Annotated in this window: 28 protein-coding genes; 9 read left to right on the forward strand and 19 right to left on the reverse strand. The window is 41.3% G+C overall.

What is annotated here, in order from left to right:
* Nucleotides 1-6: 6 nt before the first annotated feature.
* The 3 genes from U735_RS25715 to U735_RS0109930 form a co-directional block, all read right to left on the reverse strand.
* On the reverse strand, nucleotides 7-273 hold the full coding sequence (locus tag U735_RS25715) for a transposase (protein ID WP_031443010.1): 267 nt from the start codon (nucleotides 271-273) through the stop codon (nucleotides 7-9).
* A 79-nt stretch (nucleotides 274-352) separates the two neighbouring features.
* Nucleotides 353-763, reverse strand: a complete 411-nt coding sequence (locus U735_RS0109925) for a hypothetical protein (RefSeq protein ID WP_146032851.1) — start codon at nucleotides 761-763, stop codon at nucleotides 353-355.
* A gap of 214 nt (nucleotides 764-977) precedes the next feature.
* A complete protein-coding gene (locus tag U735_RS0109930) occupies nucleotides 978-1,454 on the reverse strand; it encodes a DUF6155 family protein (protein ID WP_031443684.1) in 477 nt (158 codons plus the stop codon).
* Between the two features lie 611 nt (nucleotides 1,455-2,065).
* Between U735_RS0109930 and U735_RS25275 the strand changes: the two genes are divergently transcribed.
* The gene (locus U735_RS25275; protein WP_316933012.1) at nucleotides 2,066-2,659 is read left to right on the forward strand and encodes a tyrosine-type recombinase/integrase; all 594 of its coding nucleotides are present in this window, start codon (nucleotides 2,066-2,068) and stop codon (nucleotides 2,657-2,659) included.
* Nucleotides 2,660-2,661: 2 nt separating this feature from the next.
* Nucleotides 2,662-3,804, forward strand: coding sequence for an IS91 family transposase (locus tag U735_RS0109940; RefSeq protein ID WP_031443686.1), 1,143 nt, complete (start codon nucleotides 2,662-2,664; stop codon nucleotides 3,802-3,804).
* Between the two features lie 274 nt (nucleotides 3,805-4,078).
* Here the strand turns inward: U735_RS0109940 and U735_RS0109945 are convergent, their stop codons facing one another.
* On the reverse strand, nucleotides 4,079-4,687 hold the full coding sequence (locus U735_RS0109945) for a hypothetical protein (protein WP_031443687.1): 609 nt from the start codon (nucleotides 4,685-4,687) through the stop codon (nucleotides 4,079-4,081).
* A 606-nt stretch (nucleotides 4,688-5,293) separates the two neighbouring features.
* On the opposite strand from U735_RS0109945, the gene U735_RS25280 reads away from it, so the two are divergent.
* Nucleotides 5,294-5,887, forward strand: a complete 594-nt coding sequence (locus U735_RS25280) for a tyrosine-type recombinase/integrase (RefSeq protein WP_316933012.1) — start codon at nucleotides 5,294-5,296, stop codon at nucleotides 5,885-5,887.
* A gap of 2 nt (nucleotides 5,888-5,889) precedes the next feature.
* Complete coding sequence (locus tag U735_RS0109955; RefSeq protein WP_031443686.1) at nucleotides 5,890-7,032, forward strand: IS91 family transposase; 1,143 nt, start codon at nucleotides 5,890-5,892, stop codon at nucleotides 7,030-7,032.
* Nucleotides 7,033-7,451: 419 nt separating this feature from the next.
* Here the strand turns inward: U735_RS0109955 and U735_RS25565 are convergent, their stop codons facing one another.
* Both U735_RS25565 and U735_RS0109965 read right to left on the reverse strand, forming a co-directional pair.
* Complete coding sequence (locus tag U735_RS25565) at nucleotides 7,452-7,628, reverse strand: hypothetical protein (protein WP_157365018.1); 177 nt, start codon at nucleotides 7,626-7,628, stop codon at nucleotides 7,452-7,454.
* Nucleotides 7,629-7,711: 83 nt separating this feature from the next.
* Entirely contained in the window at nucleotides 7,712-8,131 is a 420-nt protein-coding gene (locus U735_RS0109965) for a hypothetical protein (protein WP_146032836.1), read from the reverse strand.
* A 175-nt stretch (nucleotides 8,132-8,306) separates the two neighbouring features.
* On the opposite strand from U735_RS0109965, the gene U735_RS0109970 reads away from it, so the two are divergent.
* Nucleotides 8,307-9,374 carry a tyrosine-type recombinase/integrase gene (locus U735_RS0109970; RefSeq protein WP_031443689.1) on the forward strand — a complete coding sequence of 356 codons (1,068 nt, stop codon included), beginning with the start codon at nucleotides 8,307-8,309 and terminating at the stop codon, nucleotides 9,372-9,374.
* Between the two features lie 48 nt (nucleotides 9,375-9,422).
* On the opposite strand, the gene rlmF is transcribed toward U735_RS0109970, so the two are convergent.
* Nucleotides 9,423-10,271, reverse strand: coding sequence for a 23S rRNA (adenine(1618)-N(6))-methyltransferase RlmF (rlmF, locus tag U735_RS0109975; RefSeq protein WP_051892040.1), 849 nt, complete (start codon nucleotides 10,269-10,271; stop codon nucleotides 9,423-9,425).
* 229 nt (nucleotides 10,272-10,500) lie between these two features.
* Here rlmF and U735_RS0109980 point away from each other — a divergent pair, with 229 nt between their 5' ends.
* Complete coding sequence (locus U735_RS0109980) at nucleotides 10,501-10,881, forward strand: SRPBCC domain-containing protein (protein WP_031443691.1); 381 nt, start codon at nucleotides 10,501-10,503, stop codon at nucleotides 10,879-10,881.
* 46 nt (nucleotides 10,882-10,927) lie between these two features.
* On the opposite strand, the gene U735_RS0109985 is transcribed toward U735_RS0109980, so the two are convergent.
* A complete protein-coding gene (locus U735_RS0109985; RefSeq protein WP_031443692.1) occupies nucleotides 10,928-11,803 on the reverse strand; it encodes an AraC family transcriptional regulator in 876 nt (291 codons plus the stop codon).
* Nucleotides 11,804-12,004: 201 nt separating this feature from the next.
* On the opposite strand from U735_RS0109985, the gene U735_RS0109990 reads away from it, so the two are divergent.
* Entirely contained in the window at nucleotides 12,005-12,256 is a 252-nt protein-coding gene (locus tag U735_RS0109990; protein WP_232233217.1) for a DUF983 domain-containing protein, read from the forward strand.
* A 169-nt stretch (nucleotides 12,257-12,425) separates the two neighbouring features.
* On the opposite strand, the gene U735_RS0109995 is transcribed toward U735_RS0109990, so the two are convergent.
* From U735_RS0109995 to U735_RS0110050, 11 genes are all read right to left on the reverse strand, one after another.
* Nucleotides 12,426-13,829, reverse strand: a complete 1,404-nt coding sequence (locus tag U735_RS0109995) for a sialate O-acetylesterase (RefSeq protein ID WP_031443694.1) — start codon at nucleotides 13,827-13,829, stop codon at nucleotides 12,426-12,428.
* Between the two features lie 212 nt (nucleotides 13,830-14,041).
* A complete protein-coding gene (locus tag U735_RS0110000; protein ID WP_232233218.1) occupies nucleotides 14,042-14,572 on the reverse strand; it encodes a CIA30 family protein in 531 nt (176 codons plus the stop codon).
* Nucleotides 14,573-14,668: 96 nt separating this feature from the next.
* Nucleotides 14,669-15,625, reverse strand: coding sequence for a c-type cytochrome (locus U735_RS0110005; RefSeq protein WP_031443696.1), 957 nt, complete (start codon nucleotides 15,623-15,625; stop codon nucleotides 14,669-14,671).
* Nucleotides 15,626-16,063: 438 nt separating this feature from the next.
* Nucleotides 16,064-17,941: a mechanosensitive ion channel domain-containing protein gene (locus U735_RS0110010; RefSeq protein WP_031443697.1), complete on the reverse strand. Its 1,878-nt coding sequence runs from the start codon at nucleotides 17,939-17,941 to the stop codon at nucleotides 16,064-16,066.
* 166 nt (nucleotides 17,942-18,107) lie between these two features.
* Entirely contained in the window at nucleotides 18,108-19,763 is a 1,656-nt protein-coding gene (locus U735_RS0110015; RefSeq protein WP_031443698.1) for a SulP family inorganic anion transporter, read from the reverse strand.
* A 175-nt stretch (nucleotides 19,764-19,938) separates the two neighbouring features.
* Complete coding sequence (locus U735_RS0110020) at nucleotides 19,939-21,453, reverse strand: hypothetical protein (protein ID WP_051891942.1); 1,515 nt, start codon at nucleotides 21,451-21,453, stop codon at nucleotides 19,939-19,941.
* 62 nt (nucleotides 21,454-21,515) lie between these two features.
* Nucleotides 21,516-21,986, reverse strand: a complete 471-nt coding sequence (locus U735_RS24975; protein ID WP_051891944.1) for a DUF4174 domain-containing protein — start codon at nucleotides 21,984-21,986, stop codon at nucleotides 21,516-21,518.
* Nucleotides 21,977-23,041, reverse strand: coding sequence for a magnesium/cobalt transporter CorA (gene corA, locus U735_RS0110030; RefSeq protein WP_031443701.1), 1,065 nt, complete (start codon nucleotides 23,039-23,041; stop codon nucleotides 21,977-21,979). The genes U735_RS24975 and corA overlap by 10 nt, the downstream gene beginning before the upstream one ends.
* Before the next feature lie 42 nt (nucleotides 23,042-23,083).
* Entirely contained in the window at nucleotides 23,084-23,959 is an 876-nt protein-coding gene (locus U735_RS0110035) for a mechanosensitive ion channel family protein (protein WP_034248148.1), read from the reverse strand.
* Nucleotides 23,960-24,213: 254 nt separating this feature from the next.
* Complete coding sequence (locus U735_RS0110045; protein ID WP_031443703.1) at nucleotides 24,214-25,002, reverse strand: polysaccharide deacetylase family protein; 789 nt, start codon at nucleotides 25,000-25,002, stop codon at nucleotides 24,214-24,216.
* Nucleotides 25,003-25,056: 54 nt separating this feature from the next.
* On the reverse strand, nucleotides 25,057-25,407 hold the full coding sequence (locus U735_RS0110050) for a ribose-5-phosphate isomerase (RefSeq protein WP_031443704.1): 351 nt from the start codon (nucleotides 25,405-25,407) through the stop codon (nucleotides 25,057-25,059).
* A gap of 158 nt (nucleotides 25,408-25,565) precedes the next feature.
* On the opposite strand from U735_RS0110050, the gene U735_RS25285 reads away from it, so the two are divergent.
* Together U735_RS25285 and U735_RS25720 are read left to right on the forward strand one after the other, a co-directional pair.
* Nucleotides 25,566-26,246 (forward strand): Gfo/Idh/MocA family protein, encoded by a 681-nt coding sequence (locus U735_RS25285; RefSeq protein WP_051891946.1) that lies wholly within the window; start codon nucleotides 25,566-25,568, stop codon nucleotides 26,244-26,246.
* A 1-nt stretch (nucleotide 26,247) separates the two neighbouring features.
* On the forward strand, nucleotides 26,248-26,586 hold the full coding sequence (locus U735_RS25720) for a hypothetical protein (protein WP_051891948.1): 339 nt from the start codon (nucleotides 26,248-26,250) through the stop codon (nucleotides 26,584-26,586).
* Nucleotides 26,587-26,679: the final 93 nt, after the last annotated feature.

The following is a 26,679-nucleotide window of genomic DNA, read 5'->3' on the forward strand; positions in this document are numbered from 1 at the left end:
AAGGCCTTAGAACTTTTTTGACAAAACGTCCTTTAACATTTTATTGTCCAGACTAACATCCGCATACATTTGTTTTAGCCTATTGTTCTCTTCTTCGAGCTCCTTTAGACGTTTCAGTTGCTGCTGCTCCATACCTCCGTATTTCTTGCGCCAGTAGTAAAATGTACTTTTGTCGATACCCAGTTCCCTGGAAATATCGCCAACGGATCTTCCCTGTTCGTTTTCCCTTAGTGCCTTGACAATCTGGCTTTCCGTAAATTTTGTTCTTTTCATGTGACAGTTAAAATTTAAAATTAATAAATTCGAATTTTATACTGTCCTATTTTTAGGGAAGCCTACAAAAAGGGGAAGGCTACAATACCTTATGATTGAAAAGGAAACCTTTCGAATTCTCAATATTCAAGTATTTTTGTGCAAGCAACGTACTTTCGATGGAAGGCATGATTTTAGTAATCCCTTCGCCAAGTCCTTCAAGTGCTTGTTTTAGGTCATATTCTAATTCAAACTCCATTTTATCGTCCTTGCTAATTTGTTTTAAAAGGCCAACATAGCTTTGATAAGTTTCGTCGACAATGATGCCTTTTGAAATTAGACCTTTTTGAAATTCAGAAAGGACTTTTGCAAGTCCATCATAATAATCAGGATTTTTTTTCGCAAGTAAATTGTCAATTTCCACTTCATATTCATTGGTTGTCATTTGGCAATTCGCTTTTGTATTGAATAAATAACAACATATTCCCAAAATGATTAGTGCTTTTTTCATATGTTGCCTAACGGTCTAAGCTATGCGCAGTACGAGATTGGAAAGCGGTAGTTTTCAATCTGACACGAACGGTAGCCAAAGCTATGTTTTGTGTTTTTAAATTTATACAAATAAAACGTCAAAGCGGAGCTTTGGCGAAATAGATTCAACGTCTTTCATTTTTGCCTTCGGCCAGTATTGCGTATAGGTGTTGTTACCAACTGGCTTTTATTTCTCAGTAGGAAAGTTCCAGTCCGAACTCACTTGCCTTGCATGCGATTCCGCTTATGCGTTCTTCATATTTTTCCTCCATTCCCAGTTCACGTATTCCGTCCATCGCATTGTAGAACATTTTCTCCAGTGCAATATAATAGCCTTCGTCCCAATATCCGAAATCTTCGATGACCTCCAGGCAACAAGCTACGTAATGTAGTTCCAGTTCCACATTGAGTTCGGTTATTTTCATTTTTTGGACAGTCCGTATTAATTTTCTGGCCTCGGTCTCACGCAACTGCATGTTCCGTCCACTTGGATAAATATATTTTTCGATTTCTTTTTTATATTTCTCGGCAAGTCCTTTGATTTCGCCGGTAGCAAAAATGTCCAAATAAGTTTTTGCCGCTGGGATTTTCTTGTACATCTCCGAAATCAGTTTGATGATTTCGGTTTTGTCCATTCCATTTAATTCTTTCTTTACTTCTCTAAGTGCCATTCAGGACAATGCGTTTTTCGAGCTTGTTGGTAACGCTTCAGCTATGAGTAGTGCGGAGGCAAGGAAACCTTTTTGTTTCCGTCTTCGCACGTAGCAAAAGCTTTTTGTTTTGATTTATTTTTTTTCGCCAGAGCAAAATCGAAAAGATTTTGCGGACATAGTAAATATACGCTTACTTTAAATTAAATACCAAACCCCGCATTACTTATAGGTATTGTTGAACTAAACCTAAAGGTAGCTTCAAGCAGTTATTAGCCTGCTGTTCACTACCTTTAGGATAGGTTTAATCATAAAGTTTAAAGTTATGAAAAAAAAGTAGTACCCTTATTGATAGGGCCTGTAATTCCGTTCCTGGATTTAATGAACTGTACCATAAGTTAAGACGATCTATCGAGCTTTCCGGCAAAAGCCAAAGTACACTTACCAATTACGCCAGATGCCTGGCACACATTGCACTCCATTTCAAATGCAGTCCGCTGGACCTTGACCAGGAGCAGGTCCTGGATTACCTGCACGTTCTGAAATCCCAGCACAAGACGCCATCGGAGAGTTTCTTCAAGCATACCGTCTATGGTCTGAGATATGCCTACCGTATCTCGGGAATGAAGGAGATGCGGGTCATATTGCCTTCTATAGAACGGCCCAAGAAGCTACCGGTAGTATTAGGCCATAACGAGGTAAGGCAGCTTCTAAAGGCCCCAAAACTTCTCAAACACCGTTTGGTACTGGCCATGCTCTATGGCTGTGGCCTTCGCAGCTTTGAACTCTGCAACCTCCAGCTGAAGGACCTGGACCTTGAGAGAAAGATGCTGCACGTACGCCAGGGCAAGGGGAGGAAGGACCGCTATGTCCCATTGTGCGCGATGCAGGTCCGGGGCCTAAGGAAGTACATCAGGGCGGAAAGGCCCGTCACCTGGTGCTTTAACGGCAATGACAGGGAAGGCAATCCCGTTGCACTGTCCACCACGGGAGTGCGATGGATCGTTCGCGAGGCACGCAAACACAGCGGTATCCAAAAAGAGGTCACCACCCATAGCCTGCGGCATAGCTATGCGACCCATCTTTTGGAAATGGGTCTGGACATCATCAGCGTAAAGGACCTGTTGGGGCACGCCGATATCCAGACCACGCTTGCCTACCTGCATGTGGCACAACTGGGCAGACAAAGGCCGTTCAGCCCGTTGGAGCGGCTTTATAATCTGTAACGGTGTCACGCGCCACTTACGAAGTGGCCCAGGTATTGGAACGCAACAGGGAACAGCTCGCCGGCCTTTGTGCCAATAGCTGGCAGTCAAGGACCCTGCACGCCCTGCGCAAATGCCGCACCGCAGTATTGGGCGGGCATATAGACCGTTGCGACAACCCTGGCTGCCATAAGCTGCACCTTAGCTACAACAGTTGCCGGAACCGTCATTGCCCCAAGTGCCAGGGGCATAAAAGGGAACAATGGATAAGGGCAAGGGAGGCCGAACTGCTGAACGTGCCGTATTTCCATATGGTCTTTACCCTTCCTTCGCAGCTTAACAGGGTATGCCTTTATAGCCCCAAAACGATCTATGGCCTTTTGTTCGGGACGGCCTGGCAGGTAATCAAAGGCTTTTCATCCAATCCCAAGTTTTTGGGGGCCGACCCGGGAATGGTCGCCATCCTGCACACCTGGGGCCAAAATCTGTCCCTTCACCCGCATCTGCATTGCATTGTTCCCGGAGGAGGGACCACAAGGTCGGGCAAATGGAAATCCGCTAGGAACAAAGGAAAGTATTTGTTTCCTGTAAAGGCAATGAGCAAGGTTTTTAGAGCTCGTTTTGTAGCATCCCTTCGCAAGGAATTTCCACCACAACCCACGGCCTTCTACGAAAACCTGTTCAAGCACAATTGGGTAATTTATTGCAAACGTCCATTTTTAGGTCCGGCACAAGTAGTAGAATATCTTGGCCGCTATACCCACAAGATTGCCATCAGTGACCACCGTATAAAGAGCCTAGATAATAATAACGTCACTTTTACCGTCAAGGATTACCGGCATGGGGGAAGGATATCCTTACTGCGATTAACCGATGCCGAATTCGTCCGCAGGTTCGCTCTGCACATCCTGCCCAAGGGGTTCGTGCGTATACGCCATTATGGGATCCTGAGCAGTTCCAGGAAGAAGGCACTGCTTCCTTTGCTGCAACAGGTCCTGGGCGGTCCCGTGCCCAATGGACGGCCTCCCTTGAAACATTGCCGATGTCCTTACTGCCAGATCGGGATTATGGTGACCGTAGCGGTATTCGACAGCCGTGGCCCGCCCAAAGCATGGTCCGATCGACTGAAAAATAGCGCCCCAAGAAGAACGCCCGAAACAGCGTAACGGGATACCCGTGGCCAAAATTAAAATAGCGGGATGGAAAAGGCCGTTCCGGAGAGTAAAATGGGCCAAGGAAATCAAAAAGGGCACCGGAACGGGCTACGAAAGAGGTGACCACCAAATTAAGGGGCCAGCTCCGACAACAAGGTATATGTAAAAGACTCCCTCAAACCTTAGCAATCCCCATAGTAAGGGAAAACAGGACCCGGTTCAGTCAACACGGTCTTCATGTTTGGCCGTACCGACCACACGAAGTCTTAGTTATTGTGGCGCGTTTTTATTCCATCAGCAAAGTGTCCAATTCCATTGGAGGCGGCGCACGATACGGAACTTGCTCCCAAAACGCAAGATTTAAAACGACATCAGTTTTTAGAGAATCGTATTTTAATGCCAATGTATTTACGAAACTTTCAATTCCAACCGTTTTTCCGTCACGCATAGATTCAATAATCACGAAATAGTTATCTGGTTTGTCGGTTGAATTGGATGAATGATAATATGAGAATTCCGTACGTAACATCTTGGATAGCGAGTCCAAATTAATTTCAGGTAAGCTTTGTTCATGATAGACTTTACCTCTGTCAAAAGTTACATAATGTTTTCCTGCAGGGTCAAATATGAACGGTTCGCAGTCTTGAGTGGGATAAATATTCCGAACAATATTTTTAGATTCTATTACAATCCGAGGAATACTGTCATTACAAGACACTTCGATAATTCGGTCAATGAACTCACCATATGTTTTAAATCCGCCAAGTCGTAGCGAAACTTTTAAACTGTCATTTTCTTTTTTGCCATAACCATATTCTTTTAATTCCCTTTTTTGATTTATACATGCCGAAGTCATTAATATTAGAATCAAAATTTTGGTAATGTTCAATTTCATTTGGGAGATTCTGTTAAATGCGCCACAACGCTTCAGCTATGAGTAGTGCGGAGTAAAGGAAACCTTTTTGTTTCCGTCTACGCACGTAGCAAAAGCTTTTTGTTTTGATTTATATTTTTTCTCCAGAGCAAAATCGAAAAGATTTTGCGGACATAGTAAATATACGCTTACTTTAAATTAAACACCAAACTCCGCATTACTTATAGGTTTTGTTGAACTAAACCTAAAGGTAGCTTCAAGCAGTTATTAGCCTGCTGTTCACTACCTTTAGGATAGGTTTAATCATAAAGTTTAAAGTTATGAAAAAAAAGTAGTACCCTTATTGATAGGGCCTGTAATTCCGTTCCTGGATTTAATGAACTGTACCATAAGTTAAGACGATCTATCGAGCTTTCCGGCAAAAGCCAAAGTACACTTACCAATTACGCCAGATGCCTGGCACACATTGCACTCCATTTCAAATGCAGTCCGCTGGACCTTGACCAGGAGCAGGTCCTGGATTACCTGCACGTTCTGAAATCCCAGCACAAGACGCCATCGGAGAGTTTCTTCAAGCATACCGTCTATGGTCTGAGATATGCCTACCGTATCTCGGGAATGAAGGAGATGCGGGTCATATTGCCTTCTATAGAACGGCCCAAGAAGCTACCGGTAGTATTAGGCCATAACGAGGTAAGGCAGCTTCTAAAGGCCCCAAAACTTCTCAAACACCGTTTGGTACTGGCCATGCTCTATGGCTGTGGCCTTCGCAGCTTTGAACTCTGCAACCTCCAGCTGAAGGACCTGGACCTTGAGAGAAAGATGCTGCACGTACGCCAGGGCAAGGGGAGGAAGGACCGCTATGTCCCATTGTGCGCGATGCAGGTCCGGGGCCTAAGGAAGTACATCAGGGCGGAAAGGCCCGTCACCTGGTGCTTTAACGGCAATGACAGGGAAGGCAATCCCGTTGCACTGTCCACCACGGGAGTGCGATGGATCGTTCGCGAGGCACGCAAACACAGCGGTATCCAAAAAGAGGTCACCACCCATAGCCTGCGGCATAGCTATGCGACCCATCTTTTGGAAATGGGTCTGGACATCATCAGCGTAAAGGACCTGTTGGGGCACGCCGATATCCAGACCACGCTTGCCTACCTGCATGTGGCACAACTGGGCAGACAAAGGCCGTTCAGCCCGTTGGAGCGGCTTTATAATCTGTAACGGTGTCACGCGCCACTTACGAAGTGGCCCAGGTATTGGAACGCAACAGGGAACAGCTCGCCGGCCTTTGTGCCAATAGCTGGCAGTCAAGGACCCTGCACGCCCTGCGCAAATGCCGCACCGCAGTATTGGGCGGGCATATAGACCGTTGCGACAACCCTGGCTGCCATAAGCTGCACCTTAGCTACAACAGTTGCCGGAACCGTCATTGCCCCAAGTGCCAGGGGCATAAAAGGGAACAATGGATAAGGGCAAGGGAGGCCGAACTGCTGAACGTGCCGTATTTCCATATGGTCTTTACCCTTCCTTCGCAGCTTAACAGGGTATGCCTTTATAGCCCCAAAACGATCTATGGCCTTTTGTTCGGGACGGCCTGGCAGGTAATCAAAGGCTTTTCATCCAATCCCAAGTTTTTGGGGGCCGACCCGGGAATGGTCGCCATCCTGCACACCTGGGGCCAAAATCTGTCCCTTCACCCGCATCTGCATTGCATTGTTCCCGGAGGAGGGACCACAAGGTCGGGCAAATGGAAATCCGCTAGGAACAAAGGAAAGTATTTGTTTCCTGTAAAGGCAATGAGCAAGGTTTTTAGAGCTCGTTTTGTAGCATCCCTTCGCAAGGAATTTCCACCACAACCCACGGCCTTCTACGAAAACCTGTTCAAGCACAATTGGGTAATTTATTGCAAACGTCCATTTTTAGGTCCGGCACAAGTAGTAGAATATCTTGGCCGCTATACCCACAAGATTGCCATCAGTGACCACCGTATAAAGAGCCTAGATAATAATAACGTCACTTTTACCGTCAAGGATTACCGGCATGGGGGAAGGATATCCTTACTGCGATTAACCGATGCCGAATTCGTCCGCAGGTTCGCTCTGCACATCCTGCCCAAGGGGTTCGTGCGTATACGCCATTATGGGATCCTGAGCAGTTCCAGGAAGAAGGCACTGCTTCCTTTGCTGCAACAGGTCCTGGGCGGTCCCGTGCCCAATGGACGGCCTCCCTTGAAACATTGCCGATGTCCTTACTGCCAGATCGGGATTATGGTGACCGTAGCGGTATTCGACAGCCGTGGCCCGCCCAAAGCATGGTCCGATCGACTGAAAAATAGCGCCCCAAGAAGAACGCCCGAAACAGCGTAACGGGATACCCGTGGCCAAAATTAAAATAGCGGGATGGAAAAGGCCGTTCCGGAGAGTAAAATGGGCCAAGGAAATCAAAAAGGGCACCGGAACGGGCTACGAAAGAGGTGACCACCAAATTAAGGGGCCAGCTCCGACAACAAGGTATATGTAAAAGACTCCCTCAAACCTTAGCAATCCCCATAGTAAGGGAAAACAGGACCCGGTTCAGTCAACACGGTCTTCATGTTTGGCCGTACCGACCACACGAAGTCTTAGTTATTGTGTTTAGTTTTTTATTAAAACAGTTAGTATGAAGGTTTCTCAAACATTTAGAAAAAACAGTTCAGATTCGGATTCTAATTTGTCAATCTTTTTATCAGATATTAAAAAAGAAACAAAATTAGAAGATGTTTTAAGTGAAGTTAAAAATATTTACTCTACTCATTTTCCTGATTAAAGTTTTTTAGATTATAGTTTAAAGAATTTATGATGTCAAAAGTTTCAGGGTCTAACCTTAATCCGTCAGGATGTGTGTTGTTAAACTCGTTCATACTTTTTGAAAATCCGTTCAATGCTTTTATTAGTTTTTCTGCGGTTTCGTTGTCTAGGTTCATAGTTTTTATTTTATGTGTGAGTTAAAGTTAAATGGTCGGTTTGTTTGGTCTAACGATGAAAAGTCGGAAGTTAGGTTTGTTCCTTATTCGGAAAACACTAATTCCGAAACCATTAAAGGTTTTTCTTTTACCAAAGAGGATAAAACTAATTGATTATTAATTATTTGTGCTATACAAAAAACACAATATTTACCAAATTCTCCGTTTTGTCTGAAATCAGTCAGTTCGGGTTTTGAGTAGTCCAAATCGTAAATATTAAATACTTTAGAGTTTTTGTTATCTACGATTGATAAGTTCATTTTTTTATTTTGGTTTGGTCGAAATACTATGTTTATTTCATCTTTTGTAAATTCGTTTTGCAAAAATTTATAAGATTCTATTCCGTCCTTGTCATTTGAAAATATTATTGCAATAATTGGCGGTTCAATATTATAATCTCGTGATTTTAAAAAGGACAGTTTTATTGCTTTTTGGAAAGATTGTTCAAATTCATTTTCGGTCATAGAATGGTCTTTTAAATTAAACACAACACATATATATGTGTAATTAAAGGTCAAGATATAAAAATAACCCAATATCTCCTTAACTCCTATACATAAATAGATATGATAAAATTTAAGAGTAGGTATTTTATATATCATTTTGTATCTTACAGTATATTGTTATACAAAATGAGGAATGGATTTTTCACAATATACCTTTATGCCTACCGTGCATCGTAACAAAAATGTAATATTGGTGCATTTTCCTTATGATCCCCACTTGGTCCAGCAATTTCGGGATCGATTTACATCTACAAAATGGAGTAAAACAAATAAAGCCTGGTATTTGCCAGATATACCCGCTGTAAGAACGGCCTTAAAAATAGAGCAGCGACCTTTTATTGCAAAACAACTGACCAAAATTGCACCGGTTAACCAAGAGTCCCTAATACAGTATTATGATCAACTTAGGTTAAAAGCGCTTAGCCAGAACACCATTCGCATATACGTAGCAGAATTTGTACACCTACTTCAATTGATTAAAAATTATCCCGTAGAAGAGCTTACACCAAAAAGATTAAAGGATTATTTACTCTATTGTGTGTACCAAGAAGAAATGGGCGAACGTAAAATGAATGGTAAGATAAACGCTATCAAATTTTATTTTGAAAAAGTACTACATAGGCCACAGCTTTTTTTTGATATTCCAAGGCCTAAAAAACCTGTGACCTTACCTAAAATGCTGGCCAAGAATGAAGTTGTGAGGTTGTTTAAACAGCTTGACAATTTAAAACATCGCATTGCTTTGGAACTTTGCTATGGTTTGGGTCTTAGGGTTTCCGAAGTCGTAGCTGTTAAAATAAGAGACATTGATAGCGCAAGAATGGTAGTGCATATACATGGGGCAAAAGGTAAGAAAGATAGAATAGTGCCGCTTCCCGTAACCTTATTGCCAAAACTTAGGGAGTATTACAAGCAATATAGTCCCAAGGAATATTTGCTAGAAGGGAGATATGGGGGACAATATTCTAAAGGCAGCGTGCAGAAAGTGTTTAAAGTGGCCATGAAAAAAGCAGGTATCAAAAAAAATATTGGGGTACACGGCCTTCGGCACAGTTACGCAACCCATCTCTTGGAATCCGGTACCGATATGCGTTTTATCCAAGAACTTTTAGGGCATAGTTCCATTAAGACGACCCAGGTGTACACTAAAGTAACACCGCGTAGTCTTAGAAATATTGAGAGTCCGTTAGATTCGTTGTAAAAATAGGACCAAACCACAATGTTCTTAATTTGGTAAGGTCCAACGCTTTTATTTTCTATAGGTCCAGGCCACAAATCTACTCTTCTTATTGCCCTGTTCCATTTCAATGACCTTGACTTCTGCTGGATCGGTTTTATTAATGTCCCTTTTTATATTTTTTAGGTTTTCTTTTTGGGAGACCAGAGAGCTAAACCAATGTACCTGATCTTTGAATAGCACACTCTCCCCGGCCATCTTTTTTATAAAGGCTTCCTCACCGCCCTTGTACCACAATTCGTTGGCCAGACCTCCAAAATTTAAGCGTTCCCCACCCTCTAATTGTAGGTTGCGCACCTTTCGCTGGTTTTGTTGTTCGGCATCCGTACGGTTTTTGAAAAATGGGGGATTGCAGACTACAACGTCAAAATTATCCCCAGGCTGAATAATGTGTTCCAGAATACTGCTCTTGAACCTTTGCCGTCTTAGCGCTATCTTTTGTAATACCTTGTTGCTGTCAATAATTTCCTGTGCGTTTTTTAAGGCATCCAGATCTACCTCACTGGCGGTACATTGCCAATTAAAGTGGCATGTAGCCAAAATGGGATAAATAAGGTTGGCCCCGGTGCCTATGTCCAACAAGCTAAGTTTGGTTTTTGGAATCAGCTCCGCCACATGCAAGAGGTAATCCAAACGACCGGGAATAGGAGGGCATAGATTATGCTCTGGAATATCCCAATGGTCAAGGCCATAGTGGGCCTTTAATAAGGCCCTGTTCAATGCCTTTACCCCTTGTTTGTCCCCAAAGGTTATGGTTTGGTTTCCATATTCGTTCACAAAGACAAATTCCTTCAGATCGCGGGAGTGCTGCACTAGGAAATCAAAATCGTAATTTTTGGCAAAGGGATTTTTTGGGTGCACGGCTAGGGTGTTTATAAAAGGCAAAGTTAGCAAAAGCTAATCTAAATCGACTTTTCTTCCGAGTAGTCTTTTGTTATTAAAGTACAAAAGGAAAAGGTCCAAATATAATAATGGTGCTACACTATGTGGTGCCCCTAAAATATAGGCCCCTTAAGATTCAACTACTGAAAATTATTTGGTAAATTTAAGAATGGAGCAGTTATTTTAATTTCATCTTAAAAGCACAGTAATGGAATTTACCTTAAAGACAACTTTTAATGCCACGGCAAAACAAATTTACAAGACTTGGCTCAGCACTCAGGGGCATACCAAAATGACCGGAGGTGAGGCCTTTGTGTCAGACAGGGTTGGTGATCCATTTACCGCTTGGGACGGGTATATTAAAGGCGAGAATCTAATTTTGGAACCCTACCATAAAATTGTTCAAACCTGGAGAACTGATAATTTTAAGGATAAGGAGGAAGATTCGCAAATTGAGCTTATACTTTCAGAATCAGATGGGATAACCGAATTGACCTTAATCCATACCAATGTTCCAGAAGATGGTGAACCTTATATTAAAGGTTGGCAGGAACATTATTTTGAACCCATGAAGTCGTATTTTGAATAGTGAAAAGGTTGCTTGTAGGTAAATCCACTGGTTGTATTAAGTCTGCTCAGTTATAGCTCCTTTTAAACTCTTTGGGGTTCATATGGGTCATTTTTTTAAATACCTTGGAGAAGTGGGCATAATCTTCATAGCCCAAAATTTCGGAAATTTCGGACAGGGAATTATTGGAGTGAACCATGAGTCTTTTGGCTTCCAGCATAATACGTTCCATAATAAGTTGGGTGGTGGTCTTGTTCAAAGTGGTTCTTAAAATTCTATTTAAGTGCTTGCTGCTAATATGTAAGGCGTCTGCGTAATATTTGGCCGATTTTTGAGATCTATAATGTTTATCTATCAACTGTTCCAAGGCTCTTAGGGTACTGAAATACCGTAGGGAGATTACTTCTTTCTTTTGGCCCTGTGCCATATAATGTCTGGACAGATCAATATAGACTGAACTTAGTAGGTTGGCCAATTTTTGTTTTTTAAACGGAAGCTCGGAATAGTATTCCTTATTTATTTCCACAAATTTAGATTTCATACGCTGTATTTTGTCCAACGCTATGTTTACCAAGGGCGGGTTTTTAAAGGAATAGTAAAAAGGAAATTGCTCTAACTTGTTATTGGTAAAATGAAATTCAAAGAACTCCTGGGTATGAAAAAAGATATAGCCTTGTGGACTGCTGTTGAATTGCCAAAAATGGGTTTGGCCGGGTCTAAGAAAAAATATGCAACCTGCTTGCACAGTGTAGGTTTCAAAATCAATTTCATGTATGCCCGATCCTTGGGTAAATAGTACACAAAGGAAAAAGTTATGCTTATGGGGTTTGTGAAAATATTCCCTGTTCTTTTTTAAGTGGTGCTCCAAATTATTGCTATAAAAGTCTTCCAATTGGGCTTGGTGCTCAAATTGTTCTATGCCGAGAATTGGAATTGTTTTCATACTAAAGGTCTTAATGTCCGAAAAGTACAAAAAATGGGGATAATGGGATAATATAATCCAAAACTATTGGGACTAACTTTGCCCACATAATTTTGGTACAAAATAATGATTTTAAGTATAATCAGGGGGAAGTGTCCCCATTGTAATAAAGGGGACATATTTAGCTCTAAGGGTAGTTCAATACTTTTTAGAATGCCGAAAATGGGTAAAAGGTGCAAAAATTGTAATTATAAGTTTGAAGTGGAACCCGGTTTTTTCTTTGGGGCCATGTTTGTTAGTTATGCCTTGGCCTGTGCCGAAATGATCGCCTGTTTTGTGCTTACCTGGGCCATTCTTAAAATCTCGATTGCTTATATATTTTTATGTGTGGTAAGCATAGCCCTGCTTAGTAGTGCCTTCAATTTTAGGTTATCCAGGACAATTTGGATGTACTTGTTTTACAAAAAACGCTAGCTTATTTTTTAGTTTCAATGGTCACCGATCAATTCTCATAAAATATCCCAATTTGGATTTCCTTAAAAGAACTCGACTATTCGGGGGATATTGAACGAGACAATGGTACTAAGTCATGGGGTACCTAACTATGTACCAAGTTGGTACCCCTTGTATCATTTTTAAGTGCTTATTCTTCCCAAGTATCGGTTCTAAACGAAGAGGCAGGAAGTCCATCGGTATTAAAAAGGCTGCCCTCCTCACAATTCTTAAAGGCATATCTAACGGCCACAGGATTTAATACCCCTTCTGCCCACACGCTTAGGGTCCTGTCCCCGTTTATTTTAGCCTCGGCAGGATGAAAAACTTTATCCGCCCCGGCCACTTCAAAGCCCGATAATGGCCGTCCATAACTGGAGAGTCCGTTCTCATTAAACTCAAAGGACAATTTTACCTTGCCATCCTTTATCTCATCTATTGCTTTGTACACCGGACCGCTATACGCAATACCCTCCATGCCGTAATCTTTGGCAAGTGCCCAAAGGGCCAATCTATCTCCCACCAGTTTCTTCTCCCTGGGATGGATAAAATCGCAGTCGCCAATGTCCATTGTTACTGCCATTCCCGTATTTTCAACCGTTTTCATAGTGTGCAATTGCGCTTCCCTAACATAGCCTGCATTACCGCCGTCATAGCCATATGGTGCAATTTGAACAAAGTAAAAGGGAAACTTGCCCTGTTGCCACTTTTCCCTCCAGGTATTGATCATGGTGGGGAACAGCTGGGCGTATTCCTTGGCCTGGTTCCTGTTCGATTCCCCTTGGTACCAAATAGCTCCCTTAATGTTGTACCCTATTAAGGGGTTGATCATGGCATTGTACAATAGGGTAGGGGTACGTTGTGGTGCTCCCTCAGGAAGCTTTTTGGGCAACGCTATGGTATTGAATTCGGAAAGCGTCTCCTTATCCATCCAGGTCTCCACATTGGATCCGCCCCAGGAGGTATGGATCAAACCGATGGGAACATTTAAAAGGCTATTCAACTTTTTTCCAAAAAAGTAAGCGGTGGCACTAAAGTCCCTTACGGTGGCCGGACCGGCCTCGGACCATTGCCCTTCCACATTTTCCAATGGCTGCAAACTGGTAGCTCTTTTTACGGTAAACAGGCGTATCTGACTGTTCCTGGAGTTTAAAATGGCTTCAGCACTGCCATTTATGGGTTGGTTGTTAAATCCTTTTACAGGCATTTCCATATTGGATTGCCCGGAACACAACCAAACCTCCCCGATCATAACATTTTTCAGGGTACGCGCATTGCTCCCCTTTATGTTCAGGGTATAGGGTCCGCCATAGGATGGGGTTTGGATCTTCAGTTTCCATTGTCCGTTGGCATTGGCAGTTGCAGTGGATTCTTTTCCCCAACTTCCTATTACCTTAATTTTAGCGTTCGGTTTATCGGTTCCCCAAATGGAGACATCCCTATTTTGTTGTAAGACCATATGGTCCCCAAAAAAGGCAGGTAATTCAATTTGAGCTAAGGAGACTGTGGCAGTGCTCAATAGCAATGCCAATAGTAAGGTTTTCAATAAATTCATAGTTGTTATAAATAAGGTAATAGGCTGTTATTAAAATGTTCCTCAAAAGGGTACCCTGGAATTTTCCTTAATGAGAAAGCACTCCGATAAATGTAGCAAATTTTTAGGTTTTCAAGTAAGTTCTATGTTTTATCAACGCTGCCCAGTGTTAGGAGTAGAAGTCCAATTATAATTCAATTGATTTTTTTTATCTCCAAGTCTCAGGGCTATGGCTAATCCAAAGCTATTTTATCGATCAACAATGTGAAGTTTTCGGTTCTTTTGTTCCCGATCAGGAAAACAATTTCCTCAATGCTATTTTTTGAAAAATTGGGCATGTCCAATTTCCTGCCCCGAAAAGAAGAATACATATCCTTGAGTGAAATTTTGATTTCTTCCCACTCCCCTGAAGTTGGGAAGGTAACGATATAGGAATAATAATTGTTGGAATCGTCCTTTACCCTAAACTGATAATTTTTGCCGTCGCCTTTGAGTTTAATGGTTATGTTGCTGTCTTCGGTTACCTTTAGCTTTTCAAACCGGTAACGCACGGAAGAGAATCCACCATTGTTTTCCAAAGAAATCTCCCCCATAAATAGTCCATGTCCATTAGGGCTCAAGGTAAAGCTCCCTACCGACAAGCCTCCCATGACCCCATCATTCACAATTCTCCATTCCTTGATGTTGGAATCTTTATTGAAATCGAAAATTATTTTTGAGGTCATAAGCGTCATAAAAACTAAAGTGGCCAAAAGATACTTCATAATTCACCTTTAGGGTAATTTACGACAACTTAAGCTAAGGACCATATTTAGTTAGAGGACATGGTTGGCACAAGTCAAAAATTAGACTTTACATTTTTAGTAAATGGACCGCTCCACCATGTTTTTTATGGGGGTTATGGTCTGCAAGTATTCAAAAATGGCCCCGGCTTCGGCATCGCTAAGTTGAGGATAGGGCAGCATGGGGTAGGTCAAGGCCTTTGCACCCTTTTTCTGCCCATACTTCAGTGCATTGACAAAATCTTCCTTGGTCCAATTCCCAATTCCGGTTTCCTTGTCCGGTGTAAGGTTCGATGTCAGCATTACCCGTCCCTGCAAATCCAAGGGTTTATTGCCCCCTCCAAAATACCCTTCACTCAATTCAGGATTTAGAAAATCGTTGGTTTTAAAATCGGCCGAATGGCATGAGAAGCAATCCAAGTTATGTGCCAGATATTTACCCAATTCCACAGCCTTGTTTTCATTTGGTAAGGGAATTGCCTCAGTGGGCAAAGGAAGTGGCTTAAAGGCAACCCTACAAAGGATTTTGGTCAATAAGGAGGGTTTGGGGGGAATATCCGGAGTGGGATCCGCTTTCACCATAGGGTGGTCCGACCTTAAAAACGCAATAATGGCATTAATATCTTCATCCGCCATATGTGGCAATTTGGCCATATAGGGCGGACTGTATTGACCGTCCCTTTTTATGCCCGTTCTAAGGAGATATACCAGTTCCCCATCCGTCCAGTCCCCAATGCCATAGGTCTTGTCCTGGGTAATATTCTGGGAATAGATTTCTCCAAATTCCGGTGGGGCATCCATCATTTTTTGACCCGTAAGTTTATTGGTTTGATGGTTCAAATGGCAACTGGCACATAGCATAAGGGCCAATTTTTCGCCCCTGGCCAAAGCTTCGGGACTACTATTTACCTTGAAATCAATTTTTTCCACATCATAGGAAGGAATATCGTTGGCACTGATAAAGATTACAACAATTCCAATCAATAATACAATCAATCCTATGCTCACTCCTAGTATTTTTAGTCCTTTTTTCATCTAAGCAATATTTAATTTAACAAAAGGGTATTTAAAATAAAGGGGGAAATTTTATAGTTTCAATAAGTTGTTTTCAGTATTAATAGCACAAAAGTCAACAGCTATATGCCATAATAAAAACATAGGGTTAGCTACTCAGGTAACGGTTGCACAATGTTTCCGAAGTCTAATTAAGTGAAAGATTTTGGTCATGGGTCGGTTTTTGGCTATAATATTAAATAGCTGTTGGTTTCAAAAAAATATCCTAGCTGGGGTACTCCTAAAATAGTAATTTTTTTGCATAGATTGATATAGTCTTGATTACAATCTTCTTTAAATCAGTTAGTTTGTTGATAAAAGGTGCCTTATGGGTCAATGTTTACCTTTTGTAGGAACATTCACCATTTGAATATTGCTTGAACAAAAATTTCCCAGGATATAAATTACACTTTGGACCAATTAGTCATTCTTGTCCTTTTCCACCTTTACGCTAAAACTTGGCGCCTTATAATCCTTGGGCAAATAATTAGCCGGTGTGGTGGTCATATTTCCATCTCTGGCAGCCCTATAATGTGGCGATAGGATTTCAATGCCCCTTTCATTAAATACGTCTTGTATATTTTGATGCAAATTGGAATAGATCAATGCCTGTTTACTGGCATTTTTTGTATGTGCGTTTATTTGGTAGGCAACATAAAAATCTTCCAAGCCGGTCTGTAGTACAAAGGGAGCAGGATCCTTTAAAAGTAGATCTGTCCTTAATGCGGCATCGATCAGGGCCTTATGTACATCTATCCAAGGAACATCATAGCCAATGGTCACGGTGGTATGTATAATAAGCCCCCTTTCCAAAGTTTCGCTGGTAAAATTGGTAGTGTTGCCGGAGAGCACCGAAGAATTTGGGATGGTGATTACTTCATTTTTTGTGGTTTTCACTCTGGTTACCAACAAGGTTTTTTCTACCACATCGCCGGTGACTTCACCAATTTTTATACGATCCCCAATTTTGAAGGGCCGCATATAGGTAATGACCAATCCGGCCACCATATTGGCAATGGCCGTTGAGGATCCCAAAGAAAACAATACCCCTATAAATACGGAAACTCCTTTAAATATATCTGAATCCGAACCTGGTAAATAGGGGAAAATCAATATGAACATAAAGGCATAAAGCAAAAACTTCACTATGCTGAAAGTAGGCATGGCCCAGTCCGAATGAAAACCGGATAATTTTAGTTTTTCCGCTTCAATTTCTGAAAATATGTACCGTACGAAACGGATACAGTATTTCATTACAAAATAGATGACCAAGATGCTGATCAGGTTGGGTATATAGTGCCATACAGCGATGGCGCCACCTTTAAATGGGGACCAGATTAATTGGAAAAGCGTATCTGCCCAAGTGCGGGAGAAAGGAAAAATACTAAAAATGATCGGTAGGGAGATGTACAGCAAAAGCGCGTACACCAACCAACGAAAAATATTGAACAAAAACAGCACCACTTGCAATTCCTGATCGGCAGTCAGAAAGGTATAATCCTTGTAAGATAGATTTTTGAGCCACTTGTCCTTTGATCTATGGATGTAGGCGAGTGCCCTGGTATAACCTTTCCCTATGAGGATAAATATTAGCCAGGCAAGGCCAATGACGAGGATGACCAAGCCTATGCGCATAAATATCTTTATTATGCCACTCTCTTTCTTTACTTCAATGATGGAGGTCTTGATCTTAAGCGTAAATTCATCTGCCAGGGCGCGCATACTTTTGTCGTACCAAATGGCATCGGATTCGGAAATACTCATAATGATGGTTTCTCCATAAACAATATCAAATGTGTTTTCAGATTTTACAACGACAATGGAATCGATCTTTAGAAAATCATCATCATCCAATTTTTTGATTTTTTTTGATATGCTAAGTGCCCTCTCTTGGGGAGTGGATGCTCCAATCTTGGAATAGATATGGAATAGGGTATCGCCAAGGGAAGTGATTACCGGAAATCCGGAGGCAGTATTCCGCAATGAATCTATACGCGCTATTTTGTGGGCTATGCGCGACTTATTATTGTCTTCAATGGTTTTAAGCTGAAGAAGAAGTTCTTCTTTTTGTATGTTATCCGTTGTTTTTAAAGAATTGAGCTGATTCTCCAAATCCGCTTTCTTTATGGAATCTTCAACACGTTGCTGTTCAATTTCCGCTATACGCTTGTTATAATTTTTTAAGATTTCCGTATTGACCGAATCTTTGTTTACCGTAATGGTATCGGTCTGACTTTTTACATTATAACTGCAAAGAAGGAGTAGGGTAAAAAATAATACTCGTGCGTGGGGTCTCATATCATGGTCCGTTTAAAGGTTGGTATGCGCATTGGCATCAAGGCCATTGGCGTGGTTATTCAAAAGTATGATTTAAATAAACACAAAATTCTTGGATTCTGATCGACTATTAAAATTTAAATAGCTTCGCTAAGTCATAAGATGGCTATTATAACACACTTGGTCGTTATCCTTGAATATTGGATTTTGACTTTTCCAAAGCCTCATTGATATTCTTGAAGATATACTCTTCGTTCAATACGGAGAACATTTCGTTCTTCTCAAAATCCTTTTTGGTCTCTTCGTTGATCCCGGATAGAATTACTTTTATTCCCTTGGCCCTATACGATTTTATGATCTCCTTTAAGCTCTGATACCCTGTGGCATCGATCATAGGAACATAGCGCATTCTTATAATAATCACCTTGGGTTGTAAATGGGTATTGGATATGGTTTCCTGAAATTGTCTTGCGGCACCAAAAAACAAGGGGCCATTAATTTCATATAACAGCACATTTTTAGGGAGCTCCAGTAGTTCATCGTCAAACAAATGTTCGTCGTTAATATTATCAGATGTGATTTTTTCAACCAGTACCGCCTCGCTCATTCTTTTCATAAACATAAAACTGGAGAGTACAATCCCAATTTCAATGGCTATAACAAGATCAAAAATGACCGTTAGGAAGAAGGTGCTAAGTAGGATGATGATATCCATTCTATTGCCCTTTAAAATCGATTTAAATTGTCGCCATTCGCTCATATGATAGGCCACGACCATTAAAATTCCCGCCAAACAGGAAAGGGGTATCAACTTGGCATAAGGAGCAAATAAAAGCATTATGGACAAGAGAACCAATGCGTGTACTATACCCGCAATTGGGGTTCTACCGCCATTCTTTACATTGGTGGCAGTTCTTGCTATGGCCCCTGTGGCGGGGATTCCCCCAAAGATGGCCGAGAATATATTGGCACCGCCCTGAGCTATCAATTCCATATTGGAACGATGTTTTCCGCCTATCATGGAGTCCGAAACCACAGCGGACAGCAGGGATTCTATACCACCTAATAGGGCAATGGCAAAAGCAGGCTGTATAAGGGACTTTACAGTGTCATAATCTACATTGGGAAGGCTGGGCATGCTCAAATGATTCGGGATTTCCCCAAAATTGCTTTCAATGGTATCCACCGGTATCCCAAAAACCTGTACCACAATTGTGGACATTAGGATGGCAACTATAGAACCCGGTATTTTCTTTATCAGTTTTTGAAAATATAGGGTTATGATGACCGTTCCGCTAGCGATTGCAATGGCATACCCATTGATCTTGTCCAAATTTTCAAAATATACCGCCCATTTATCCATAAAGTCGGCCGGTACCTTCGCTATCTGAAGTCCAAAAAAATCATTGATCTGGGAAGAAAAGATAATCAGGGCGATACCACTGGTAAAGCCTACTATAAGTGAATAGGGAATAAATTTTAATAGGTTCCCCAATCGGGCCAGTCCTAGGCCGATGATGATAAATCCGGCCATAAAAGTAGCTATGGTAAGGCCATTTATTCCATGCTCTTGAACAATACCGTATACGATTACTATAAAGGCTCCAGTTGGCCCCCCAATTTGGACCCGACTACCACCGAAGGCCGAAATTATTATTCCGGCAATAATGGCCGTAATTATTCCCTTTTCCGGCGATACTCCTGAGGCTATTGCAAAAGCGATCGCCAAGGGAAGGGCAACAATGCCCACGATCAATCCAGAAAGTATGTCTTTTGTAATGGTTTCCTTGGAAATTCCCTCCTTTAAAAGTGAGAACAACTTGGGAATAAATTCTTTGTTCATATTAGAATCAAATGGTAGTCAAAGGTATTCAGTGAGGTACTCAAAGTATATTACATTATATAACAGTAATAAAAGAGGATAAACCTAGGGTGATTTTTTCTTTTGAAATATGATAATGGTCATTTTATATCTTTGTAACATCATAATATTAATATTGGGCAGTCCTAATTTTCATTTAGGATTGGGGAGTTGTGGATACGGTGGCCGTGTCATTTTTTTCTAGGTCTATGGTTATGTAGGAATAGGGCAGCATGCCATTGGCTACTTGGGTACTGGCTCTTTTTTCTCCATTTACAAAGAGAAATTCATGGGTACCAGGTATTTTAGCAGTCCATTTTATGTTTTCCCCATTTATATTATGGGCTATGGTTTTGGTCTTTCCAAAATGTTTTACACCAATTTTATTGGATAATAAGGGAACGTTGGCCATTTCGGCCCATTCCAAATCTTTTTCCAACCTGGAAAAGCTTACAAACCCATTGTTAGCTGCATCTGCCTCTATACCCATCAACCCTCGGGTTAAATGCTCTATTACCGTATAGGAATTCTCGGGATAGGCCCTTCGGGGGTTTTGAACGCTGCACAAATTTATGATCATCTTGTTAGCCAGTTCCGATTTGCCATTTTCATAAAACATAATAGGCAAATAAGATTTTAGCTCCACAATTAATTTGTTGAAGTTGGCCTCGTATTTCCCTACCAAATTCAAAATTTTGGAATCCTCCTTAATGGTATCAAAATAGAATAGGTAATGCAGAAAAGCCTGATCTTTCCCTACCATAAAATAATCGAAGCTTCCATCGTCATAAAGAATGGAACGATATTCCTGGTTTTCGTTATCGTACCAAAATTGATCTAGGAATTCCTGTTCCTGATTGGCCTTCTCCAAGTATTCTGAAGATAGGGACAGGTCGCCCCTGAGTTTTAGCATCTCTGCGTAGGCCTTGTAAGCGGCTATTATGGAAGCGGTCATATCTATTCCCAGCATAGTTTCCCCTCTGCCCCCTTCATTATAGGAAGGGATTCCCCTCTTATTTCCAAACCTACTATTTTCTTGATTGTTTGGCGTATGCAGGGATCGGTTTCTTTCCAGGGTTTCGAGGTAACCTATATCCCAGTGATTTAAATATTCGTTGAGACTTAATTCATAAAATTTTATTAGATCCGGGTTCTCCAGGTATTCTTTGTTTCCGGTCCATTTATAAAGTCGATTGGCAGTATAGGTAATATCAAAGTTTGCCGGCAGGTTATACCAAAAATCTTGATCATTTTCGTAGTCTACCGGGGCAGGTTTGTTATACCTGTTAATTTCCCAATAGCTACAGTAATCCTTTTCCTTACTAATGTTTTGTGCGAACTTTAGAAACATATTAAAATTGTGTTTCCCCAACCCTAAAATTTCCGCACCAATTGCCTGGTGGGAAACATCCCGCATGCAGAACGCTTCCCGATCGGGTAGGGCAGCCTCATACCAATACCCAACTGGGTCATTATTGTCATGGGCGTAGGACAAGGCCTTGTTTTTGGCCCAGTTGAAAGCTTTGTTCAATTCTTTATCGGACGAAACGAATATTAGTTCCCTGGTAGGTTTTTCGGGCGATTTTTGGGATGTGCCATTGCAACTCCCCAATATAGCGTACAATAAAAGTATTGGAAAGTATTTTAAGGTGGTGGTTGGACTTGTTTGCATTTTTTTAATTTAATTTCTGGTCTAGAGTTTGGTTCAGGGATTGGCCTAACCAATTTTTAAGTCTATCTATTCCTTTTTTTGTTCAATTCCGCCCTTCTCATTGGCATGGAGTCTATGGTTCCAAAAAGTTCTTCAGCGGAAAGCAATCCGTTTTTTTCAAGTTTATTGCCGCCATCCAGTCCAATCAATACTACTTTGAAATCCACATTTTTTCCAGCAAATTTATCGAATAGGGCAGAGGAGGAAACCCATTCATTTTGTTCGGGATCAACAGGATCCTTGATTAAGGTATAACGCTGAGGCAAAACATGATAGATCAGCATTTTTCTTTCCTTAAGTTCTCTTGGAAATTTATAAAATTCGGCAATTTGATCCTGATATTCCTTGGAATTCTCATTTTGGGACATGATTAGTAGGACCCTATTTTTCCATAGGTGTTTATTTAGATCTTGTCCATGGGCATAGTTTATCATCAGAATTCCTAAGAAAATAAAGCCGCTTCGTATTATATTATTTTGTGTTTCTACAACCATTTCTTCTTTCTAAAATAGATCAACATTCCAATGGCAATGACGATAATTACCCCCCACATAATAAAATAACTGTATTTATAATGAAGTTCCGGCACAACATCAAAGTTGGTCCCGTAAATACCGGCAATAAAGGTCAGCGGAATAAAAATCACGGAAAATACAGTCAGAAATTTCATGATGTCGTTCAGCTTGCTACTAATGGTGGTGTGATAGATGTTCAATTGGTCGGACAGTATTTCCCTATAGCTATCCGAAGAGTCGCTGGCGTGATTTATGTTGTCCTGTAGCTCCTTAAAATGCATTTCCGTACTTTCCGTAATAAAATCCGATTCCATTTTTGCAAGGTTCAATATCACTTCCTTGGCTGGTTTGATATTCTTTCTCAGAAAATTCAATTCCCGTTTGTAGGAGTTGATTTCCCCAATAATCTCCTGCCTTGGTTCCAAGAGCAGACTTTCTTCCAGCATTTCAATTTTTTCCCCCAATACGCCAATAATGTAGATGTAGTTATCAATTACAATATCCAACAGGGCAAATAAGAGGTAATCCGTACCGCCGTTCCTAATTCTTCTTTTCTGTTTTCGGATCCGTTCCCTAACTGGTTCAAAGACGTCCCCTTTGGTTTCCTGAAAGGAAATCAAAATCGATTCGGTCAATATCAAACTCAGGTTTTCAACATTTATGGTATCGGAATTGGGGGCTTGTTGCAACATTTTTATGGAGATATAAATGCAGTTGTCGTATTCCTTAATCGTTGGTCTTGCCTGGGTGTTCATTACATCTGCCAAGACCATACGGTCAAAATTGAATTCATTAGCAATGCCCTCAATAATTTCGGTATTGTGGAGTCCGTCTATATTAAACCAGGTAACCGTGTCCTTTTCCTGATATTTTAATACCTCCTTTACCGTCTTTATGGTTTCTTCGGCCAGGCTATTGGCATCAAAATCTATTATTCTAAGCAGTACTTCATTAATTTTCTTATCTCCACGGAAGATAAGTTCATCAGGTGAAGTCCCTATTTCCTCCTTTGATTTTTTTAAGAATCTTGCCATTTTTATTTTTTTGTTGATCACATCGTTCTATGTTGATTGGGTTCATTTTTTAGAACCTGGCTGTTCATTTTTAGGGATTATTTCTGTATGGCCCGACTTAAAGTGAAGGTCCATTTGCGGAAAGGGTATTACAATCTTGTTTTCACTGAATTTCCGGTTGATGATCTTTCGGATATCACTTTTCACCTTCTCGATTCTAAATACGTTTTCGCTAAAAAACAGCACCTCAAAATCCAAGGAGGAATTGCCGAAATTTACAAAGCGTCCCTCTATCATTTTGCTATCATCAAAATCAGGATGTTCCAAAACACTTTCCTCCAGTATTCTGACAACAAGATCAACATCACTACCATAGGCCACTCCAACACCTATTTTGAAACGGGTTTTTTTCTTCTGGTGACTCCAATTGATGACCTTATTTGTAGTTATCAATGAATTTGGTATAATTATGGAAATATCGTTTCTGTTAAGTCCCCGCGAAGTTCTCAATCCAATTTCCTGTATTTCCACTATATCGCCATCTATTTCAAGGACGTCGTTGATTTTGATCGATTTCTCCGAAAGTAATATTATGCCAGAGATTACATCGTTGAAGGTTTGTTGCAGGCCCAATCCCACACCCACCAATAGTGCAGCGGAGCCGGCAATTAAAATGGTGACCTTGATGCCCACGGATTCCAATATAAAGCCAAAGGCAATTACCCATATAACATATTTAATGATTTGATATAGGGCATAAGTGTTTCCCTTATCCAGGTGCAACCCCTTATAGCGCCGAAATAGCGCCGATTTTATGAGCTTCAATATTACCCTTGTAATTAGAATTATTAATAGAATTATAACCAGGGTGTATACTTTTATTTTATAATCCCCAATACTGATCAGATTAAAGTCCAATAACTTACTTAGCGTATCCATTTCATTTTTTTAGGGCCACCGGATGCCTTGCCAAGAAGTTCAGCTTGTGCAGGGGGAGGGTAGGAGCGTTGGTTTTATTATACTGAAATATAGTGAAATCCCTTGAACTATCCTCAGGAAAATGAGCATTAGAGCGGAAAATGAACATCGCTTCCTTAGGTGGGTTCAGGACCAATTAAAAAGGGACAATGTTCTTATTATCCTTATTTTTTTTGGAAGGAATTAGGTTTTAGAAAAGTACTTATACCAATTCTTTAGTTCTTAAGTGGCATGGTCAAATTAGGGACAATGGTTTTCATGGCCTCCTCTGTGTCAATATAGGCCAGTAAATCCCTAAGGGAAACCACCTTAAAATCGTGATCTGATAAATACTGCAGATATTCTTTGAATAAGTTTGGCGGTGTATTTACCCATGGATGTTCCACATCCGGTACGCCGTGCAGGGTAAGCACTGTGATCTTGCCGTTTTTGGCTTCGCCCATAGCGGCTTTAATTTCACTTTTATTACCCGCATTGGTCGCCCAACTAGGGATTAAAAATGGATGGTCTGTTAAAGGGTCGTATGCCCTGCTGCCCCCGGCCCTGGCAAAACGGTAACTTTTTTCTTCCAAAAACTTAAGTACATCGGCATTTAGTCCGTAACCGGGATAGGCAAAGTTTTGTGGCGGGGTTATCCCCAGGGAATCACATTTATTTTCTATATATTCCAACTCTGCATTAAATTGTGATTGGGAGAGCTTGCTAACATTGGCATGGGTATGGGTATGATTGGCCACTTCAAAGCCCATTTTGTCCAATGCTTTTATCTGTCGCCAATTCATATACAGGGTGCTGTCCTTATAATTTGGAGGAAACTCGCATACAAAAAATGTAGCTCCAAAACCGTATTCCTTCAAAAGAGGGGCCACCACCGCATACTGACTCGCCGGGGCATCATCAAAAGTGAGCACCAGCAATTTATCGGGTATTTCCTTTTTCAATATTTGTGCATGGCCAAATAAAAAAAGATTAAGGGCAAATAGGACAAGGATGTTTTTTATCATGAAAAATTAGGTCTTGGTTAAATTTAGGAAATTTTGTTCAGTATCTATACCTACTCAATTATACCAGACAGCATATCGCTCCCTCCTTAATTCCAAGGCCAAGCCTTCCTCTATTTCCAAAGCTTCCGCTCTGGTCAGAACAGGATCTATATGATTGTATAGGCTAGGCCTTAGATAAAGCCCGTATTTCTCCACAATGTTGGACGATAATTTATGCCCCTTCTTGTTTCTATATCCGGTCTTGTGCTGTTCAAATCGCTCCTTGGGGGTTTTGGAGGTCATACCCACATAAAGGCATTCCAATACTCCGTTAAATTGGGGATTGGCAGCCCTAAACTTCGCATTCTCTGTAAATACACGTTTGGATAATTCCACAACATAGACTCGGTAAAGGGTTTTGGACATGGTAGAATATTGATATTTGGACGTAAACTAAGTAAAATTCAAATTAATTTAAAGGCAAATTTTCCATATTGCCCTCTAATTACCAATTTTTTTACGAATTTTAAGGAGTATAAAGTGCAAATCAAATCTATTGCAAATCCAAAAAATCAATCTTAATAATGAAAAAAGAATCAAACAAACCCTTACCAATCACACGAAGATCTTTTATTAGTAAAACAGGCGTTGCCGCTGCCGGAATTACCATTCTCCCGAGTAATGTTATTTCGGGATTAGGGCATAAAGCGCCCAGTGATAAACTGAATATAGTTGGGGTAGGAGTAGGAAGCATGGGGTTTGGCAACCTTAGAAATTTACAGGGCGAAAATATTGTTGGATTGTGTGATGTGGATTGGAAATATGCAAAGAATTGTTTTGATCACTTTCCTAAAGCGAAGAAATACAAGGATTTTAGAGTGATGTATGATGAGATGGGCAACGACTTTGATGCTGTTCTGGTAGCTACGGCCGATCATACCCATGCTATTGTGGCTGCCGATGCCATGGTCCGTGGAAAACACGTTTATGTGCAAAAACCGCTTACCCATTCCGTTTATGAATCCAGATTACTGACCAAATTGGCCAAGCAGCATAATGTGGCCACCCAGATGGGGAACCAAGGGGCATCTGGAGAGGGAGTGGCCAAAACCTGCGAATTAATTTGGAGTGGTGCCATAGGGGATATCACCAAGGTGGAATCCTTTACGGATAGGCCCATTTGGCCACAGGGAGTGAATCCCCCTGTCCAAGGACAATGGGTCCCCGATACTTTGGATTGGGACCTGTTTTACAGGCCCTGCTGAGTTGATACCCTACAATCAAGTGTACCACCCATGGAACTGGCGAGGATGGTGGAATTACGGTACGGGGGCATTGGGGGATATGGCCTGCCATATTCTACATCCCGTATTTGAGGCCCTAAAATTGGGCTATCCAACCAAAGTTCAGGGAAGTTCCTCCCTACTCTTGAAGGACAGTGCCCCAAACGGCTCAGTCCGTGCAAATGACCTTCCCCGAACGTGGAAGAAAAGGCAAGATAAAATTGCGGAAGTAGAGGTGAACTGGTATGACGGGGGTATTAAACCAGATCTACCTGCCAATTGGCCTAGTGGCAAAAATCCTAATAAGTCCTGGAGGTGGTAACATTCTTTTATGGTACCAAAGGTATTATACATGCTGGATGTTATGGGCTGGATCCGGAAATATTGGGTAGGGACATGCCCAAAGTTGCTGAGA

Origin of the sequence: Arenibacter algicola (assembly GCF_000733925.1) — a bacterium.
Lineage (GTDB): Bacteria > Bacteroidota > Bacteroidia > Flavobacteriales > Flavobacteriaceae > Arenibacter > Arenibacter algicola.

Coding starts and splice junctions, on each gene's coding strand:
- corA (WP_031443701.1), bottom strand. CDS start 23,041: ATGGCAAGATTCTTAAAAAAATCAAAGGAGGAAATAGGGACTTCACCT.
- U735_RS0109945 (WP_031443687.1), bottom strand. CDS start 4,687: ATGAAATTGAACATTACCAAAATTTTGATTCTAATATTAATGACTTCG.
- U735_RS25715 (WP_031443010.1), bottom strand. CDS start 273: ATGAAAAGAACAAAATTTACGGAAAGCCAGATTGTCAAGGCACTAAGG.
- U735_RS0109925 (WP_146032851.1), bottom strand. CDS start 763: ATGAAAAAAGCACTAATCATTTTGGGAATATGTTGTTATTTATTCAAT.
- U735_RS0109970 (WP_031443689.1), top strand. CDS start 8,307: ATGGATTTTTCACAATATACCTTTATGCCTACCGTGCATCGTAACAAA.
- U735_RS24975 (WP_051891944.1), bottom strand. CDS start 21,986: ATGGTTGTAGAAACACAAAATAATATAATACGAAGCGGCTTTATTTTC.
- U735_RS0109930 (WP_031443684.1), bottom strand. CDS start 1,454: ATGGCACTTAGAGAAGTAAAGAAAGAATTAAATGGAATGGACAAAACC.
- U735_RS0110020 (WP_051891942.1), bottom strand. CDS start 21,453: ATGCAAACAAGTCCAACCACCACCTTAAAATACTTTCCAATACTTTTA.
- U735_RS0110045 (WP_031443703.1), bottom strand. CDS start 25,002: ATGATAAAAAACATCCTTGTCCTATTTGCCCTTAATCTTTTTTTATTT.
- U735_RS25275 (WP_316933012.1), top strand. CDS start 2,066: ATGCGGGTCATATTGCCTTCTATAGAACGGCCCAAGAAGCTACCGGTA.
- U735_RS0109980 (WP_031443691.1), top strand. CDS start 10,501: ATGGAATTTACCTTAAAGACAACTTTTAATGCCACGGCAAAACAAATT.
- U735_RS0110050 (WP_031443704.1), bottom strand. CDS start 25,407: ATGTCCAAAACCCTTTACCGAGTCTATGTTGTGGAATTATCCAAACGT.
- U735_RS0110010 (WP_031443697.1), bottom strand. CDS start 17,941: ATGAGACCCCACGCACGAGTATTATTTTTTACCCTACTCCTTCTTTGC.
- U735_RS0109990 (WP_232233217.1), top strand. CDS start 12,005: ATGGGTAAAAGGTGCAAAAATTGTAATTATAAGTTTGAAGTGGAACCC.
- U735_RS0110000 (WP_232233218.1), bottom strand. CDS start 14,572: ATGAAGTATCTTTTGGCCACTTTAGTTTTTATGACGCTTATGACCTCA.
- U735_RS25280 (WP_316933012.1), top strand. CDS start 5,294: ATGCGGGTCATATTGCCTTCTATAGAACGGCCCAAGAAGCTACCGGTA.
- U735_RS0110005 (WP_031443696.1), bottom strand. CDS start 15,625: ATGAAAAAAGGACTAAAAATACTAGGAGTGAGCATAGGATTGATTGTA.
- U735_RS0109965 (WP_146032836.1), bottom strand. CDS start 8,131: ATGACCGAAAATGAATTTGAACAATCTTTCCAAAAAGCAATAAAACTG.
- U735_RS25285 (WP_051891946.1), top strand. CDS start 25,566: ATGAAAAAAGAATCAAACAAACCCTTACCAATCACACGAAGATCTTTT.
- U735_RS25565 (WP_157365018.1), bottom strand. CDS start 7,628: ATGAACCTAGACAACGAAACCGCAGAAAAACTAATAAAAGCATTGAAC.
- U735_RS0109985 (WP_031443692.1), bottom strand. CDS start 11,803: ATGAAAACAATTCCAATTCTCGGCATAGAACAATTTGAGCACCAAGCC.
- U735_RS0110015 (WP_031443698.1), bottom strand. CDS start 19,763: ATGAACAAAGAATTTATTCCCAAGTTGTTCTCACTTTTAAAGGAGGGA.
- U735_RS0110035 (WP_034248148.1), bottom strand. CDS start 23,959: ATGGATACGCTAAGTAAGTTATTGGACTTTAATCTGATCAGTATTGGG.
- U735_RS0109995 (WP_031443694.1), bottom strand. CDS start 13,829: ATGAATTTATTGAAAACCTTACTATTGGCATTGCTATTGAGCACTGCC.